The sequence below is a fragment of the Chromatiales bacterium genome, from assembly GCA_014323925.1.
Taxonomy (GTDB): domain Bacteria; phylum Pseudomonadota; class Gammaproteobacteria; order Poriferisulfidales; family Oxydemutatoraceae; genus SP5GCR1.
In genome coordinates, this window is the sequence record JACONC010000006.1 from 26,865 (window position 1) to 43,819 (window position 16,955).

A 16,955-nucleotide genomic window follows, 5' to 3' on the forward strand; every position below is an offset into this window, starting at 1 on the left:
TTTAATGTCTAGCGAGGCGCAGCTTTCTTAAAAAAAAGCGCAGGCTCTGTTTATGATAAAACCAGAGTAAATCGATAATCGCTTTATTGGACAAACTCCACGCCAATGAACGACGCAGGCAATCCTCCGCTTCTCTATGATAGCCGTTCTCGTGCATAATTAGCCCGGCGCGCCGCCACCGGTGCGCCAATATTCTACGATATTCCTTAAGCGGTATATGTTTAAGTGCGGTTGATATTAAAGTACTATTTTCGAATATCAAACACCACATTATATATCTGTGGTGATAGCGGTCGGACAGTCGTGATTCTAATCTGTGGAAAGTAACCGGACAATCACCGATATGGAGCCACTTTCCTGAATCGGCAATACGCATGAACAATTCAACATCGTGGCCGGTCGGCAATGTTTCGTTATAGCCGCCGAGTTTGTATATCACTTCGCTACGAAACACAGTGCACGAAGCGATGCCTGCCCCCATAGTGAGGAACCATAACCAGGGATTTTTAGATATTTTCTTTTGCCTATATTTGATGGTTTTACCATCGGATATATGCTTGATAATACGGTCGCTGCTGACGGCAACCGCATCAGGGTTGCTGGCTAGTGTAGGCACTGTTTTCTCAAGAAAGTTCGGCGGCGGAATATCGTCGGAGTCCAAAAAGTAAATGTATGCGTATCTATTTGCGGCCTGTTGCAAGGCACTATTTCTCGCCTCAGCTGCTCCTTTGTTGTGAACATGTTCTATTAGTTGCATATTAAAAGTCGGGGATGAATTATCCTTCCACGAGCGAACGACATCTGCTGTATTGTCGGTTGAACCATCGTCCACGACTATCAGACAATCAGGTTGCAGTTTTTGTTGAAGCACTGCATTTAGTGATGCGACAATCGCTTGCGATCTATTCATAACCGGAATAATAACTAAGACACTCGAACCATTTTTCATCTATATATAGCGGGTCTTTAAGGTCTATGCTTCGCTCTTCTCAGACGAGAAATCTTTATTAAATACTTCCAAGATGGGTTGACTACTCGCCAACTTAAAGAACGGGTAAAACAATCATGTGCTTCTTCAATGCGCTTGCCAGTTAATAATTCTTGCCCCGCTCGACACCATGCATCAGCCAGTATGGCTCGATAAACCCTCTTGGCTATGTGGTAGCGCGCCCCATAAGTATCCAGCAAATTCTCGTATATTAATGCCCACTGTCTATGGTAATCGGAAAATTGATCTTGTAAATCCGCTGCCGATGAGGACTGCAATCTAGTCGCCGTGCAATGTTGGATACAGTACCAGGCACCTTGATTGGAAATCCGTGAGTAAAAATCAGTGTCCGCTCCCATGGTCATCAAAGGATTAAACTTCCCTGCTTTTTCAACGGCATCTTTGCGCAGTAAGACCATACCTGCTATTTCTAGTTTAGAACGCATCAGCCATAACCAGGGGTTGTCGGCCAAACCACTTAGATCAATATCTGTCTTCTTTTTACTCGTTAACTCCAATCGTTCTGGCACTGCCGCAACATAATCCGAAGACTTAGCGAGGCTTAAGGTGGCTTTTTGATAGAAATCTCTAGGTAGCCTAGTGTTTGCGTCTGCAAAATGTACATATTGGTAATCGCTTATATAATCCAAGCCGATATTTCTAGTACTTGCAATATCGTTGGAATTGCGTTTTATATATTTTACTTGCAGGGTCGGCGCAACTTTTTTTATACTGGTTTGTAGGGGTTTAATGGCTACTTCTAGTGCTTCATCGTAGATTATGATCAATGAGTGAGGTTCTAGAGTTTGCGCACATATACAATCTATAGTATCGTGCGGAATATTTTTCTGGTTATCTAAGGCACATACCGTCGCCACCGAAGGTGTGTTATTCATACAACTCTTGTGTACTTAAATAGCCCTAACTTTTTTATATAAATCCTAATGGTAGTAAACATTTTACCGTAATAAATATTGCGAGCAGTGGCTTGTATCAAAAAGGCTAATATAGATAAAACCGTAACTGGTATATTGAGTATAAGTCTCAGACTTATATATAAGGCCCCTTGAATGGAAGTGATTCTTCTCATTCTACACCATAGCGATTTCTGTATATGATAGCGCATTTTTATTATTTGTATTACCATATTAGTAAGCGATTCGTGTTTGCGTCGTTTGCGCGCCTCTTGTTTTATTTTTGATTTTGGTCGTCTGTCTTTTCTATTGCTACTAGCGGATTTTTGCTGCCAATTCTTCAGCATATGGGTGGACGGTTCTTTATCTCTGTCATAAGCCGCTTGTGCTCGCTGTTTTCTGGAGCCTAAAACAAATTTAGCCAAACCAACGGTTATATAGCGTCTCAGAGAAAGTGTGGGAATTTCTTTTTGCAGTTCCATCGGCAAATCAGCATTAGCACTACCTCGAACAGTTGATTTTCCCCTATGGTATTTATCGGCTACGATACAAGGGGGAGTAATGATTCTCAAAGTATCGCCGACAAGCTCCGTGTTACCAGTCACCCAATCGGCAGGCATTCGTATCGGAAACGACAGGCGGTGTAGTTTTTTTGCCGTTGAAAGTTTAATTAAATAACCCAAGGTCGTAAAAGGAAATTCTGCAGGCTTAGCGATATAGTGTCCGCGGCAAACCTCTGTCTTCCAGTAAACGGGTTCTGCGCCTTTATTAAAAGATTTTCTGTACTTTGAGTAATGGCCGAGCAATAAGGTACCCCATGGCACTTTTTGTATAATATCAGATTGTAATATTTCTGGTAAGTGAGGTGATAATATGGCGTCGTCTTCAAGCACACAAGCAGCTGGGATATTATTTTCCATCATGTGCTCATAGAATTTTATGTGACTTAACAAACATCCCACTGCACCTAAAGTCATACGCTGTTTGTTATATGTATTAGTATAGAAAATCTGCCGTCCGTATTTTTCTACTAACTGATATGGTGTGTATTGAGTGCCATCCACCGCCTCTATATATTGGCATTCTAGCCCCAGATCACTTAATTGCTGGTTAATTTGAACCTTACGTTCGGGTGATTTTTTTAAGTTGATGACAAAAATAGGAAAAAGACTGTTGCTCATGTTTTTTGTTAGCCGATTGGGTAGGAGTGCTCAAATATCTATTATAAATGCTAAGCATTGTAAACGATAGCAAGAGCAGAAGCGATTAGAAGCGAAATTTATGCTGTGCATGAATGTGCTTAACGGCATCTATAAAGCGATTGTATAAATTGAATTTATTTAACACCTTAAATAAGAGCGCAGTGGGTAAAGCTAATAACCAATAAATAAAGGGTTTAATGCCGTTTTTTGCCCGCCAAGCTATGGATCTGCGAAAACAATCTTGAGCTTGCTGCCAGCGTTGTTGTTTTAGCAGTTCTAACCCTGCGTGTCGCCATTTCCTTGCTAGCAGGCAGCGATAGATACTCGGCTGTAGTTTCTTTTGCTCAGAAAAGTTAGCAACGCAATTCTCAAATATATGACACCATTTTCTTAATGGATCGGCATGCATGTCGCGTAGATGCACGCTATGCTCGTGCATAACAACTGGGCAGCCGCGTACATGCAACCACTCGCCTAGGCCAGCTAGACGAAAAAAAAGTTCAGTGTCGTGTCCGGTTAAGAGTACCTCGTTATAACCACCCAGCCGTTTAATGATATCCGTGCGTAGCAATGTAGACGATGAAACACCGGCGCCCATATCTATAAACCAGTGATACGGATTGACACTTAGCCGTCTCTGATTAAGATATTGCACATCACCTCGTTGGTTCTTTAAGACTCGGTCAACACTCGCAGCAATTGCCTGAGGATGCATTTCTAACGCGGTTCGTGTTTTTTCTAAAAATGCAGGAGATGGAACATCGTCCGAGTCTAAGAAGTAGATATAGTGATGCTGGTCCTGAGCGCATGCAAGCCCAGAATTCCTAGCCGCCGATGCGCCTTTATTTTTATTATGAACGATCAACTGTGTTGTAAAAGGAGGTGATTTTGAGTCAAACCACGCGCTGACTACTTCTACAGTATTATCGCTAGAGCAATCATCTACGATAATTAAATGATCGGGGTGGTGTGTTTGCTTCAGTATAGAATCAAGGGCTATTTCGATATAGCGAGGGCGGTTCATTACCGGTATAACGACTAAAATATCGGATGATTGAGATGTAGCAATCAATGTAGTACTGCCAGTTTTATGTGCTACTCGATGCTATTGGGGTGCTCCCATAGCTAGAGCCTTTGCTTTAGCTTGCATGCTGATTTGCGCATCCTCAATATCTTCTATGCCCCAACCAGTTATATGTTTTAATATAAGTTCCTTTATACATTCGACATGCGAGTCACCGTCGTTGAGTGCCGGGATGTAGCGTAAATGAGCGCCGCCAGCACCCTTGAAAGCATCGCCTGCTTGCATAGCTATCTCCTCTAATGTTTCTAAGCAATCGACAGCAAACCCTGGGCAAAAAACATCGACGGTGCTTACCCCCTGTTCTGCCAGCTTAACTAAGGTCGGTTCAGTATACGGCTGCAGCCACTCGGCTCGCCCAAAACGCGATTGGAAACAAAGTTTATACTCATGTTCTTTCAAGGATAAATCTTGTGCAATTAATCGTGCCGTGGCATGACACTGACAATGATAAGGATCCCCCTGCAGTAGATTGCGTTTAGGCAATCCGTGAAATGAAAATACTAATCTATCCCCGGCACCATGTTGTTTACGAAACTCACGTATTTGATTGCTACAGGCTGAGATATAAAGCGGATGTTTATGATAGTGGTTAACATAACGCACTTCAGGCTGCCATCGCCAAGTACTTAGTATTTGAGCTACCTTGTCAAACACTGATGCCGTAGTGGTTGCCGAGTACTGTGGAAACAGTGGCAATATCAACAATCGACGAACTGATTCTTCTTTCATCTCATTTAATATGTCCTCAATCGACGGTTTGTCGTAGCGCATCGCAAGTTTTAGAGTTAAGTTTTGGTGTTCATTTTTTAGTCTGTGCAGAACTTTTGAGCTCAAACGCTCAGAGTGAACCAGTAGCGGCGAACCTTCGGGTAACCACACTTTTTCATAAGCCGCGGCACTTTTACGCGGGCGCAACGGCAACACCAGTAGGTGTAAGATCAGCCACCATAGCGGGCGAGGGATTTCTACTACTCTCGGATCAGATAAAAAATCTGCCAAATAACGGCGAACCGCAGCAGTCGTAGGAGCCTCAGGGGTGCCTAGATTAACGACTAAAATACCAGTAAGCTCAACGCTACCATGCTGGTAGTCTTTATCACCAAGATAATTCAATGTACACTGACGACTAAGAAGATCGCAAGCGACTCTGTCTTGGGAAGTGTGCTTTTAGGAAATCCATCTGATCAGCCAATATAGCACGGGCTCTTAAATAAATGTATTCTGCATGGGTTGGAACGAAAGGAATAGCGAGTAATTTCATAGCAGCTTGCTCAGGGGTACGCCCAGCTTTTTGATTATTGCAACGTTTGCACGCGGCGACCACATTGTTCCAGGTATCTTTTCCTCCTTGTTTGAAAGGGATTACATGGTCACGAGATAAATAGCGACGATTGAACGACTCTCCACAATAAAGACATAAAAATCCATCGCGCTTAAACAGAGCATTGTTATTCAAAGGCGGAATGTAATTTAAGTCTAAATGAGGATTTTTGCCGTAGGTGGCAATGACCGAATTGACATTGATAATACTACGCTTGCCGGTTATTGCGTTGATGCCACCACGGATTTTTAACAGAGTGGTTCCTACCTCATAGGCGACGGTATCGGCGTGATAAAGCCTAACCGCAGCTTGATAATCAATCCAGTCAACAGGCATACCAGACACATCAACTCTCAGAATTTGTTGACCTAATTTCTCTTGCATAATACTACCTTATATATCAGGAGCTGTGAGTTAGTTTTGTATAGTATAGAAATTGTTTATAATGTCAATAATAAAAGCTCTCAACAACAACTAACGAGGAGTAAGGCATGAGAAAAATTATGTTACTAAATGCTAAAGGAGGATCCGGTAAAACCACTATTGCAACCAATTTGGCGAGCTATTACGCAACCAAAAACCTAAATGTAGTTTTAGCAGATTTCGACCCCCAAAAGAGTAGCCTGAGTTGGCTGTCAGCGCGGTCTCCAAGTAAGCCCCCTATCCGAGCATATGACGGGGTTAGGAGACGCGGTGCCTCCCAGAAAGCTGCAGATATCTGCATTATGGATACCCCGGCAGCTCTACACGGTAAAGATCTCAATAGTATGATAAGGCGAGCCGAGACTATTATCATTCCGGTGCTCCCATCTATGTTGGATATGCGCGCAGCGCGCGAGTTTATCAAAGAGATACGATCGTTCCCTGCTATTATTGGTAAACGCGCCAAAATAGCCGTTATCGGCAATCGGGTGCGCATGCAAACGAATGTAGCCTGGCAACTAGACGAGTTTTTACTCAAGTTACGTTTTTCTTTCCCCACCCATCTCAGAGACAGCATGAATTATATACGCGCTGCTGAGAAAGGGCTTGGCATATTTGAGATGTCTCGCTACGCAACTATCGCTGAACGCGATGACTGGATGCCTTTGTTGCGCTGGTTAGGCAGCCAACGCAGTATGCCATATTAAAACAACCCTGTGCAAAGCACCGGATTGCGGTGAAACAGCAAAACCTGATAGTACAAATTGACGGTGAAGTGGTATTGGAATACGATCGCCGAAAACCGCTGAACAAGCGACAAAAAGAGGATTTATTCCGCATAGATGCGAAATTATCTCAGAATGTTGAAACAGATAGACAGTCTCTACCGCAGCCTAATCCATTGCAGTTCACCGAAGTTGTCGGTTGCGCTCTAGTCAAAGCTCTACAGATCGGCAACGACCAAGTAACGGCAGCTGCGTGTGCGTGGTTGGCAAACCGTATTCCCGAACTCAGGCAGGTTAAAGCTAAAACAGAAGATGCCGGACATGTTTCTATAGAACTCGTTTTCAATCGCGGTTACCAAGTCGAGCAAACGATGCGTTTTGTTCCTCAGGTGCATTAAAAACTGCCGAAGTTCAGTCCGCAACTGCGATGTTCAATAATTTTAATAGCCATGCTTTCGCTTATCAGCCTTTTATGTATGTTGCTAACATCCGCTAAAAAGTGACATCGTCTACATCCGCGTAGAGTTACAATGCTCGCACCTTTTTCCACTCGTTTGCTGAAGTGGTATGCGTGTAGCGGTAGAAAAAATTTACCCTGGCAGCGCAGTGTATCGGCTTATCGGGTGTGGGTTTCCGAGATTATGCTACAGCAGACCCAAGTACAAACGGTTATTCCATATTACCGTCGTTTCATGCGCTACTTCCCCAGCCTTAAATCTCTCGCAGAGAGCCCATTGTCGGAAGTCATGGTGCAGTGGGCGGGCTTGGGTTATTATGCTCGCGCTAGAAACATGCACCGCACTGCGCGCCTTATAAGATCACACTATGGTGGTCGTTTTCCCAAGGATAAAAAGATCTTAATGACATTACCTGGTATTGGCCGATCAACCGCTTCAGCCATTTTGGCTCTGGCATATAGGCAAAGACACGCTATTCTGGATGGCAATGTTAAACGCGTGCTTGCCAGACACGCCGACATTGCAGCTCGTCCAGGCGATACTACGGCAAATCGCAAGCTATGGAAACAAGCCGATGACTACCTACCACACCAAAATATTGCCGAATACACACAAGCGTTGATGGATCTAGGGGCTCTGGTCTGCACAAAAAATAACCCGCAATGCGAGCGTTGTCCAGTGGCAGAAGATTGTCTTGCTCGCAAGATTGGTTGCATCGCCGAGCGACCTTGCTTAGCTATCTCGAAGAAAAAGCCACACCGTCATGTATTTATGCTTATGGCTATGCACAAAGACAGTATTTTGTTAGAACGCAGACCTCCATCTGGGATATGGGGTGGTCTGTCGAGCTTTCCAGAGATGCAGAGTCAAGCTGAAGCTGAAGCCTGGTGTCGACAGAAAATAGGGCACATCACCAACACAAATTGTTTGCCGTCTTTCAAGCATCAATTTACTCATTTCTCGTTGACCATAACCCCATTAAAAGTAGAGATTGGAAAAATTTATCCGCGTATAAGTGAGGAAAATGGTTTAGTTTGGTGTAAACTTTTATATTCAATCAGCGGTGTGCCTGCACCCGTTAAAAAATTGATAGTGCAATTACAAAATAGTAGGGACAAAGATGACTCGTAAAGTACACTGTTCGAAGCTTGGTAAAGAAGCCGAAGGTTTAGATTATGTGCCTTATCCTGGTGATTTAGGACAACGCATTTACGATAATATTAGCGCACAAGTATGGCAGCAATGGGTCAACCATCAAACGATGCTGATTAACGAATATCGCTTAACCCCTGTCGAACCGAAAGCGCGTAAGTTTCTTGAGGAAGAAATGGAGAAATTCTTGTTCGGTGAAGGTTCCGCAAAACCCGAAGAGTTTGTCGACCCAAATAAATGATTATTTCAGTCGTTATGTAAGATACGCTGTAATTTTATGACGACACGGCCAGATAGCTCAGTCGGTAGAGCAGAGGACTGAAAATCCTCGTGTCGGTGGTTCGATTCCACCTCTGGCCACCAGTTGTGGGTTCAGCTTGATTTTAATGCTCAGTGTAAATTGGTTTCGGTAAGCCAATGTCAGCTTTGTGAAAAATATTGTGATACAAGTCTTGTAGCTGGATGAGTATGTGATACTGGATAGACAACCCTGTGCTAGGCTATAATGTTGATTAAACAACACAAAGAAGTGTATAGAGATATGATAAATAGACTTATTCCATGCATTATGAGATGGAGAAAGTTTACCATTTCAAAGGTAGTAGCGACCAAGGCGGAAATAGCACATCTAGAGATATCCTGTATGGGTCTGAAGCCCCAATTGGTGTAGGTTTAGTCATTAAAGGATACAATAAAGAACTCGTATACCTGTAGCTAGATGAAAGTGTCTACTTTCCCCATTGGTTGCTTTTCTTTGATTGTCATATCTATCAACTAAAACATCCATGTTCCTATCACAGCGACAGTACAGATATACAAACACAGAACAGTAAAATGGCAACGGCAACAAAATTAGTATTGGTGGATGGCACTGCTTATCTTTATCGTGCATACCACGCACTACCACCTTTAACGGGACCTGCCGGGCAGCCGACTGGGGCGGTATTCGGTGTCGGGAAAATGTTGAAGGCTCTGATTAAGCAGGAAAACCCGGACTACTTTGCGGTTGTGCTGGATGCACACGGCAAAACTTTCAGACACGAATTGTATCCTCAATACAAAGCGCAAAGGCCGCCAATGCCGGAAGACCTAGTCTCTCAACTAGGCACATTGAAATATCTAATCAAAGAGAGCGGCTACCCACTATTGGAGGTTGGTGGTGTAGAAGCCGACGATGTAATCGGTACCTTGGCTCACAACGCTGAGGCAGCCGGATGGAATGTGCTCATTTCTACTGGCGATAAGGATATGGCGCAGCTAATCTCCAAACATATTACCTTAGTTGATACGATGAAAAATCGGCATATTGATGCCGATGCTATCAAGGAGAAATTCGGCGTTTTGCCGGAACAAATGATTGATTATTTGGCTTTAGCTGGGGACAGTGCTGACAATATCCCCGGGGTTGTAGGTGTGGGACCTAAAACCGCAGCTAAATGGTTGGGTGAATACCATACTTTAGATGAAGTTATAGCGCATGCTGATAGTATCGCTGGTAAAGGAGGCAAAGCATTAAAAAATGCGTTGCCTCAGCTACCGCTCTATAGAGATTTGGTGACAATACGCGACGATGTAGAGTTAGACTGCACAATTGATCAGTTGAAAATTACACCGCCTAAGAACGAACGATTGGTCACTTTCTATAAAGAATACGGTTTCACCCAATGGCTTGATGATCAAGTGGATATAGTTGCTGAACTCAATGATGAGGCATCAGTGGCTTACCCAGTATATCAACTTATTTTGATGCAAAGTACTCTGGATAAGTGGTTAGAGAAACTACAGTCGGTAGATTGCTTTGCCTTGGATATAGAAACTACGACCTTGGATTATATGCAGGCGCAGATTGTCGGATTATCTTTTGCCGTCGCACCTGGCGATGCTGCTTATGTGCCGTTGGCACACGATTATTGCGGTGCACCTAAACAATTAGATACCCAATCAGTATTACAGCAACTACGCCCCTTATTGGAAGATCCGAAACTCGCCAAATTGGGGCATAACATTAAATACGATATGGAAGTGTTGCTAAACTACGATATCCACTTATGCGGCATCAAACACGACTCTATGCTCGAGTCTTATATCTATAATTCGGTTGCCAGCAGACATAACTTAAAGGAACTTGCTCATAAATACCTAAAAGCTAAGATGAAAACTTATCAAGATGTTGCCGGCAAAGGGGTTAAGCAAAGACCTTTTGGACAAATTGCGGTGACGACCGCTGCCGAATACGCTGCTGCAGATGCCGATTTTAGTCTTCAGTTGCATAACTACTTATATCCTAAGCTCAAAGAAGAAAAATCGTTGCTCAAGGTTTACCGCGAGATAGAAATGCCGTTAATGCCGGTAATTGCCGAGATAGAGCGCAATGGTGTCTTGGTCGATGCCAGTCTTTTGGACAAACAAAGCCAGGAATTACGGCAGGCAATTATGCAAACCGAACAACAGATTTATGAGTTGGCAGGACATAAATTTAATATTGCATCACCTAAACAAATACAAACTGTATTGTTTGATGAAGCTGGACTGACGACAGACAAAAAAACTCCCAAAGGTCAAACATCCACCTCAGAAGATGTTTTACAAGAGCTTGCTTACGAACATGAAATTCCTCGATTGATACTGCATCATCGTTCACTGAGTAAACTGAAATCAACTTATACTGATAAATTACCTCGGTTAATTAACGCTAAAAGCAAACGAGTGCACACCTCTTATCACCAAGCAGTCACATCAACCGGACGCCTATCTTCGTCCGATCCGAATCTGCAGAATATCCCAATTAGAACCGTTGAGGGGCGGCGCATACGCCGTGCTTTTATCGCCCGTCGCGGCTATAGCTTAGTTGCCGCTGATTACTCGCAAATAGAAATGCGTATTATGGCGCATGTATCTCAAGATGCTGGGCTTTTGGATATCTTCAATAAAGATATGGATATGCACCGCGCAACCGCTGCCGAAGTTTTCGGTTGTGATTTAGAAGCAGTGGACGACGAACAGCGACGCATAGCGAAGGCCATAAACTTCGGGTTGATATATGGTATGTCTGCATTCGGCCTTGCCAAACAGCTTAATATCTCTCGCACAGAAGCATCCCAATATGTAAAGACTTATTTCCAACGTTTCGCTACAGTGCGTGCGTATATGGATAGCACGCGCGAGCAAGCACGACGGCAAGGTTATGTTGAGACTGTTAGTGGTCGGCGATTGTATTTGCCGAATATTAATGCCAAAGATACTCGTCGTCGACATTATGCCGAACGCACTGCAATTAATGCACCCATGCAGGGGTCGGCCGCAGATATCATCAAGCGGGCTATGATACTAATTTCCGAATACTTTAAGAAAGATTCAAGTGATGCAATGATGATTATGCAGGTGCACGACGAACTTGTGATAGAAGTTCCCGAACAACACGCCGAAAATGTTAAGCAGGCGTGCTGCGAACTCATGGAGTCGGCGGCCGAACTTTCAGTGCCACTAAAAGTTAACGCCGATATTGGCAACAATTGGGATGAAGCACATTGATAAACTGTAAGTTAACCATAACGGTAAAATGATGCACGGTGCTTTTAATGCCCATGCTCTCCCGCATGCTGTTTTATGCTGACGGCCACAGTGATTCGTTTTCGAGATACCATTGTGACATTTTTGTAATACCTTGTGTTAAGCTGATTTTAGGTCTATAGCCCAAGGCCTGTACCCGTCGAATATCAGGGCAACGGCGGCTGGTTTCTCCAGCCGGCGATTCTGACGAAATTATATTGCCTCGCCGACCGAATACTGCCAATACGATGGCAGCTACATCCTTAATTTTCATCTCATCCATCGTGCCGATATGGAAAAAGGAGCATTTTTCGGCTTTCGTACAAGCTAGGTAGCATCCTTCTATAAAATCGTCTATGTAGACGAAAGATCGGGTCTGTGTGCCAGAGCCGCGAATCGGAAAATCTATGGCCTCTCCTTTAGGAGTCTCTCTATCCAAACGTGCCGTGCGCATAATGAGTTGCGGTAGAACATGCTCAAACCCCATATCTGCTCCGTATACATTGTGAGGGCGAACCACTGCTAATTGACGAAACGCTTTACGCCCGTAATTCACCGCTAATAACTCCGTCGCGATTTTGCCGCCACCGTAGCTATAACGCGGATTCATAATATCAGGAATGACGAGTTTTGCAGTCTCATCAGTAGGAACAACCTCTGCGCTCTGGTAAACTTCCGAGGAACTTAATACCCAATAGCGCTCTATTTTATGCGCCAGACAAGCCTCTATCGTGTTTATGGCTCCTTTTATGCCAACTTCCAGAATCTGTTCAGGTATGCTGTAAAAAAACTCAGTACCGTTTATATACGCTAAGTGTGCGACTACATCCATCCCTTTGGATGCCTTATACACTACATCGTAGTTGCGGACATCCCCGACAATGAAATCAATATCGTCGATGACATCGACAAGACGTCTCGCATGCCCTCTAGAGTTATTATCCAACACGCGTACTTGCCAGCCTTCGTGTAGCAACTTTTTAACCAGAGCACTGCCTAAAAAACCGCTACCGCCAGTCACTAAAACATGTTCGCTTGACATCAACCTACATTACTGTAACCAGTTTTCATCACAAAATGATCACTAGCAGCTATTAACCTACCGCTTATCTTGTTTGGGTTGTAGTCTATTTCCCAAATATAAAAACTGTAGCAATTGGTTTTCCATATACGGACCTCGATAAGGTGGAAGCACAGACCAAATATCATAAATAACTGCAGGTGTCACCATCGACATAACTAAAGTAGCCAAATCTATCCACTCATATTTTTTATTGTTATTTGCAACTATGATAACTGAGGCGCCTTCAAAGGCTTGTTCTATGTTTGCTGGTATTATTCCCAAACTAGAAATAGCCTGATTATCAAGCGCAAAGTCATGTCCGCAAGTTATAGCGTCAGGGTATCTTTGTTTAAGAAGAGCGATGATATGGAGGCTTGGTGAAGCTCGAGTGTCACTAGTTTCTGGGCGCCCTTTAAATGTTAGACCAAGAATACTAATTTTTATGCCTTTGCCTTTGGGTGGAATAATTTTAGTTTCAGCAAGACTCTCGCATACATGTAGAGGGAGCGACTCATTGAGTAATCTCCCCTGTTTAATCAACTTCGGCACATAGCCGTAAGCTGCTAGAGATTCTTGCAAGATATGCGGATCCTTATGCAAACAAGGCCCACCTACAAAACCAGGAACCGCAATCTGTGTCCTTGCATAGCCCGTGTTAGCAGCCGTAATAATTTCTTTGCCGTCTAGTCCAGCTGCTTCGCATAATAACGCAACCTCGTTACCTATAGCAAAATTTAAGTCTCTGAAGCTGTTATCCAACAATTTAATAATTTCGGCAGCTTCTACAGAAGAAACCATTATAGTGGTCAGCGTCATTCTTCTGAAGATGGCTTCCGCTTGTAATGCCGCTGCCTCAGTTAATCCCCCAACAATCTGAGGTAGAACGCTGAGTTCTGCCATAGCATTACCCTCGGCAGTTCTCTCCGGACAATAGGCAAGCGCAAATCGTTTACCACTTTTCTCAAATACCTTTTTAACAACATTACGGGTGGTGCCTAGTTGTACGGTTGAACGTAGAATGACTAAAGCATCTTCGTTCATGTGATTTGCGATTTCTTCTGCCACTGATTTAATCATATCCATACGCGGCCGACCGGCGTCGTCTAGAGGAGTACCGACCGTTATGATATACACTAGGGGTTGGTGATTATTGTTAAGTTTAAGTTCCGATAATTTAGATAAAAAGTGCAGTCGGTTTGCACTCATATTACCTTTAAGGCGAGCTTCCAAGCCTTTCTCTAAAAAGTGAGGCTTGCCTTTCATCAGCATTTTGAGTATGTCGGCGTTTTTTTCTATTCCCCAAACATTAAAACCTCTATCAGCCATAATCGCAGCTAGGGTTAAACCAACATAGCCCATACCTATAATGCATATATTTTCCTGCTTTTTAATCACGGTGTTTCTCTAAATTATTGATAAAGTTGTCTTGCTCTAGTGGCTGGCTTTTGCTGAGTGGTATCTACCACAATACTCTAGTCTTCATCAAGCAATTGCCAAATAAGAGGTTTTTGTGACTTTGATACTCATAATATACGCTTTTTCAGCATTGATTTCAAATAAGTGTACGATGCCACGATGTTTTTGACATATGAGCGAACTTTTAGCGCATATCTCAAACTCGCTCAACTGTGTAGCGATACTTCGCTAAAATGTTTTCCTCTCATATACAATATCTCTTTTTAGATATTTAATACTAGTTTATCGGAAAAAATATCTTTCGATGTGGTCTGATTTTCGGGGGATAGGTATATTGGCAGTCGCTAGTGCTACCAAAACTTGGTGGAGCCGAGGGGATTTGAACCCCTGACCTCGACAATGCGAATGTCGCGCTCTCCCAACTGAGCTACGGCCCCATCCGTTATAGAATTGGTATTGTATGACGAGTAGTCGTATAGGTCTACCTCTTCATCAATGTAGTGTCAAACCAAGTATATTTAGATTCGGCTTATTGATTGTAAGCTAAACACTTGGGCATATGCGGTCCCCGGGCAGTCAGAGGTGACACACCCATGTGTCTATGGACTAAAAGTTCTATACTCTGATGGATACAACTCTAGTGCTATTGACTATAGGACTCTAAAGTCAGCTTAGAACTTATGAGATCTCGTATTTACCTGTTTAAGTATCGTCGTCAAGCCTTCCCAGACTGTGCTTTTATGATGGCCTACCGTCTACTCAATGGCAACTACGGACGATTATGATAGAACTCTAAAACAGCTACTACCATTGGCTACGAATGTCGCAAGCATGCAACTTGCATCGCACAAATTCTAAGTTTTTCTTAAAAGTACTGGTATATTTATACTTTTACAGCTTTGGAGGTACATGGTGCCGAGGAGAGGACTTGAACCTCCACAGGGTCTCCCCTACTGGCACCTGAAGCCAGCGCGTCTACCAATTCCGCCACCCCGGCTTTCAGCATGATGGCGTAGCTAATATATCCGTATACGATGTTTTATGCAAAAAGTATTTTATGCTTGGTTGAGTCCCTTGTCTTTTAGCATCTCGTCGACTTCCTTCATCACCTCGTCGGTGAAGTCGCCTATTACTGACTCTCTTTGTTGACCTGAGAAAGCATTCACCCGACTCTGCAACTCGCTGAGTTCTGCTTCCGACTGCACTTTTCCTTCAAACAATATTTGTCCCTGTTTAGCAATAAGTTCTGAGCCCAGATCTAATCCGTCTCTAAGCCATTGTCGCATTTCTTGATCTTTTTCAGGGTGTGCTTCCATCATCTTGACATAGCCATTATCCTGTGTAGTACCAGATTGAGAGAAATTGTCCTTACTGTCTAAAAAAGTCGAATCGCAGATAGTTTTTGCCATATTTGTAATTTTTGTGGCCTGCTGTTCCAAAGTTCCTAACGCCTCAGCTGGTAGTTTCTGTTTCTCTTCATCCGACAGCTCTGCAAAAGTTAGTTCTTTAGATATGTTTTTTATTGCAGTTGTAGCGCGGCGTATACCTTTATCAGCGCTTGTAAGAAATGTAACGACTTCCTCGCGGCTGTTTTCACTGGCTAATCCTTCCCTGGAAGTCTTCATAGCAACCTTTATTCCACTCTGGGCAGCACCAAATAAAAGCGTAGCAAAATTAGGTGGCTTAACAAAGCCCGAAGTTATATTAGGGCTAGAGGGTCTGGATGGTTGTTGTCTATCTAAGTTTTGTCGGTCTCGTCGGTCTCCTCGGAAGCACAGTTGTAGTGTTCTAAAGATCCCGATACGCTGTCTATTCGTCGGTGTACGCGCACTTCTTCTGCGTATACTTGTTCGTGGGATGTTCATACTAAAATTGCTAGAACTATCAGCATTTTGCCCGGCAGTTTTACTGACCTGTCTATCGTTATGAGTACCAGTGGTAGCCTCTATAGGTGCCTGTTGATGGCCGCTGGCGGGCGTTCTAGGTTGACTAATTGAGTTTAATGGCATAACAGTACCTCCATCATTATAGTAAATTGTAATTAATGTATCATAGCATAGTTTATGCAAAGTCAAATCTTTTGGGAATTGTAAGCAGGTATATTTAGATTCAGCTTGGCAAAGGTCCGCTATTCATGTAGAAAATAATAGCCGAATCTAAATATACCTATCTGATAAGTCGTGGCATCGTACAACATCGTAGCAAGTCGCTGGTTTTATGCTATGCTATGGAACGATACATTACTTTAATTAATAAGGGAGCAAATACGAATGTCGGAAATAGCTTTATACAATTTATTGAAAAAGATACCCGATACTACTGATGAAGAAGCATAAGGAAGCGGTGGCAGGTATTGCGAGTTCAAAGGGTGTAGCGACAAAGGCAGATATAAAAGATATGGCGACCAAGACTGATATAGCAGAACTAAAGGCAGAAATGTATCGTATGAATAATCGTACTATTATGTGGATGGTCGGTATTGGTCTAGCGATTATTGGCGCCATTAAATATCTGTAAATGCGATATTATGGGTTTAAACAGCAGGGATAAGAAAAAATGAATTATGAATATAGTAGTGCCACAAAGACTCTATAAACTGAGGGATAGATTAACTGTATTATATTAGTTAATATTGAATACACCTCCTGCTAAAGTATTGT

General features: G+C 43.1%; 16 protein-coding genes and 3 tRNA genes. 8 read left to right on the plus strand and 11 right to left on the minus strand.

Translation table 11 applies throughout. The annotated features are described in order from the left end of the window. Position 1: 1 nt before the first annotated feature. From GDA45_03815 to GDA45_03840, 6 genes are all read right to left on the minus strand, one after another. Complete coding sequence (locus GDA45_03815; GenBank protein ID MBC6414047.1) at positions 2–910, minus strand: glycosyltransferase family 2 protein; 909 nt, start codon at positions 908–910, stop codon at positions 2–4. A gap of 56 nt (positions 911–966) precedes the next feature. After that, complete coding sequence (locus GDA45_03820) at positions 967–1,884, minus strand: glycosyltransferase family 2 protein (GenBank protein MBC6414048.1); 918 nt, start codon at positions 1,882–1,884, stop codon at positions 967–969. Further along, on the minus strand, positions 1,881–3,083 hold the full coding sequence (locus tag GDA45_03825; protein MBC6414049.1) for a glycosyltransferase family 25 protein: 1,203 nt from the start codon (positions 3,081–3,083) through the stop codon (positions 1,881–1,883). The genes GDA45_03820 and GDA45_03825 overlap by 4 nt, the downstream gene beginning before the upstream one ends. An 85-nt stretch (positions 3,084–3,168) precedes the next feature. Beyond that, on the minus strand, positions 3,169–4,176 hold the full coding sequence (locus GDA45_03830; protein MBC6414050.1) for a glycosyltransferase family 2 protein: 1,008 nt from the start codon (positions 4,174–4,176) through the stop codon (positions 3,169–3,171). Between the two features lie 33 nt (positions 4,177–4,209). Next, the gene (locus GDA45_03835) at positions 4,210–5,301 is read right to left on the minus strand and encodes a ferrochelatase (GenBank protein ID MBC6414051.1); all 1,092 of its coding nucleotides are present in this window, start codon (positions 5,299–5,301) and stop codon (positions 4,210–4,212) included. A 13-nt stretch (positions 5,302–5,314) separates the two neighbouring features. After that, on the minus strand, positions 5,315–5,893 hold the full coding sequence (locus tag GDA45_03840; GenBank protein MBC6414052.1) for an HNH endonuclease: 579 nt from the start codon (positions 5,891–5,893) through the stop codon (positions 5,315–5,317). Positions 5,894–6,000: 107 nt separating this feature from the next. On the opposite strand from GDA45_03840, the gene GDA45_03845 reads away from it, so the two are divergent. From GDA45_03845 to polA, 7 genes are all read left to right on the plus strand, one after another. After that, a complete protein-coding gene (locus tag GDA45_03845) occupies positions 6,001–6,639 on the plus strand; it encodes a ParA family protein (GenBank protein ID MBC6414053.1) in 639 nt (212 codons plus the stop codon). A gap of 29 nt (positions 6,640–6,668) precedes the next feature. Then, positions 6,669–7,055, plus strand: a complete 387-nt coding sequence (locus GDA45_03850) for a hypothetical protein (protein MBC6414054.1) — start codon at positions 6,669–6,671, stop codon at positions 7,053–7,055. A 132-nt stretch (positions 7,056–7,187) separates the two neighbouring features. Then, positions 7,188–8,246: an A/G-specific adenine glycosylase gene (mutY, locus tag GDA45_03855; GenBank protein MBC6414055.1), complete on the plus strand. Its 1,059-nt coding sequence runs from the start codon at positions 7,188–7,190 to the stop codon at positions 8,244–8,246. Next, on the plus strand, positions 8,236–8,508 hold the full coding sequence (locus tag GDA45_03860) for an oxidative damage protection protein (protein MBC6414056.1): 273 nt from the start codon (positions 8,236–8,238) through the stop codon (positions 8,506–8,508). Before mutY ends, GDA45_03860 begins: the two co-directional genes overlap by 11 nt. Before the next feature lie 46 nt (positions 8,509–8,554). Beyond that, positions 8,555–8,630 (plus strand) — tRNA-Phe (locus tag GDA45_03865). A 210-nt stretch (positions 8,631–8,840) separates the two neighbouring features. Next, positions 8,841–8,981, plus strand: coding sequence for a hypothetical protein (locus tag GDA45_03870; GenBank protein MBC6414057.1), 141 nt, complete (start codon positions 8,841–8,843; stop codon positions 8,979–8,981). A 120-nt stretch (positions 8,982–9,101) separates the two neighbouring features. Next, on the plus strand, positions 9,102–11,798 hold the full coding sequence (polA, locus tag GDA45_03875; GenBank protein ID MBC6414058.1) for a DNA polymerase I: 2,697 nt from the start codon (positions 9,102–9,104) through the stop codon (positions 11,796–11,798). Positions 11,799–11,871: 73 nt separating this feature from the next. Here polA and GDA45_03880 read toward each other — a convergent pair whose 3' ends face one another. The 5 genes from GDA45_03880 to GDA45_03900 all read right to left on the minus strand — a co-directional run bounded on the left by GDA45_03880 (position 11,872) and on the right by GDA45_03900 (position 16,304). Then, the gene (locus GDA45_03880; protein ID MBC6414059.1) at positions 11,872–12,858 is read right to left on the minus strand and encodes an SDR family NAD(P)-dependent oxidoreductase; all 987 of its coding nucleotides are present in this window, start codon (positions 12,856–12,858) and stop codon (positions 11,872–11,874) included. A 57-nt stretch (positions 12,859–12,915) separates the two neighbouring features. Then, entirely contained in the window at positions 12,916–14,274 is a 1,359-nt protein-coding gene (locus tag GDA45_03885; GenBank protein ID MBC6414060.1) for a nucleotide sugar dehydrogenase, read from the minus strand. Between the two features lie 382 nt (positions 14,275–14,656). After that, a tRNA-Ala gene (locus tag GDA45_03890) sits at positions 14,657–14,732 on the minus strand. 473 nt (positions 14,733–15,205) lie between these two features. Continuing rightward, positions 15,206–15,292 (minus strand) — tRNA-Leu (locus GDA45_03895). 58 nt (positions 15,293–15,350) lie between these two features. Next, positions 15,351–16,304, minus strand: coding sequence for a hypothetical protein (locus tag GDA45_03900; GenBank protein ID MBC6414061.1), 954 nt, complete (start codon positions 16,302–16,304; stop codon positions 15,351–15,353). Positions 16,305–16,617: 313 nt separating this feature from the next. Here GDA45_03900 and GDA45_03905 point away from each other — a divergent pair, with 313 nt between their 5' ends. After that, a complete protein-coding gene (locus tag GDA45_03905) occupies positions 16,618–16,812 on the plus strand; it encodes a hypothetical protein (protein ID MBC6414062.1) in 195 nt (64 codons plus the stop codon). Positions 16,813–16,955: the final 143 nt, after the last annotated feature.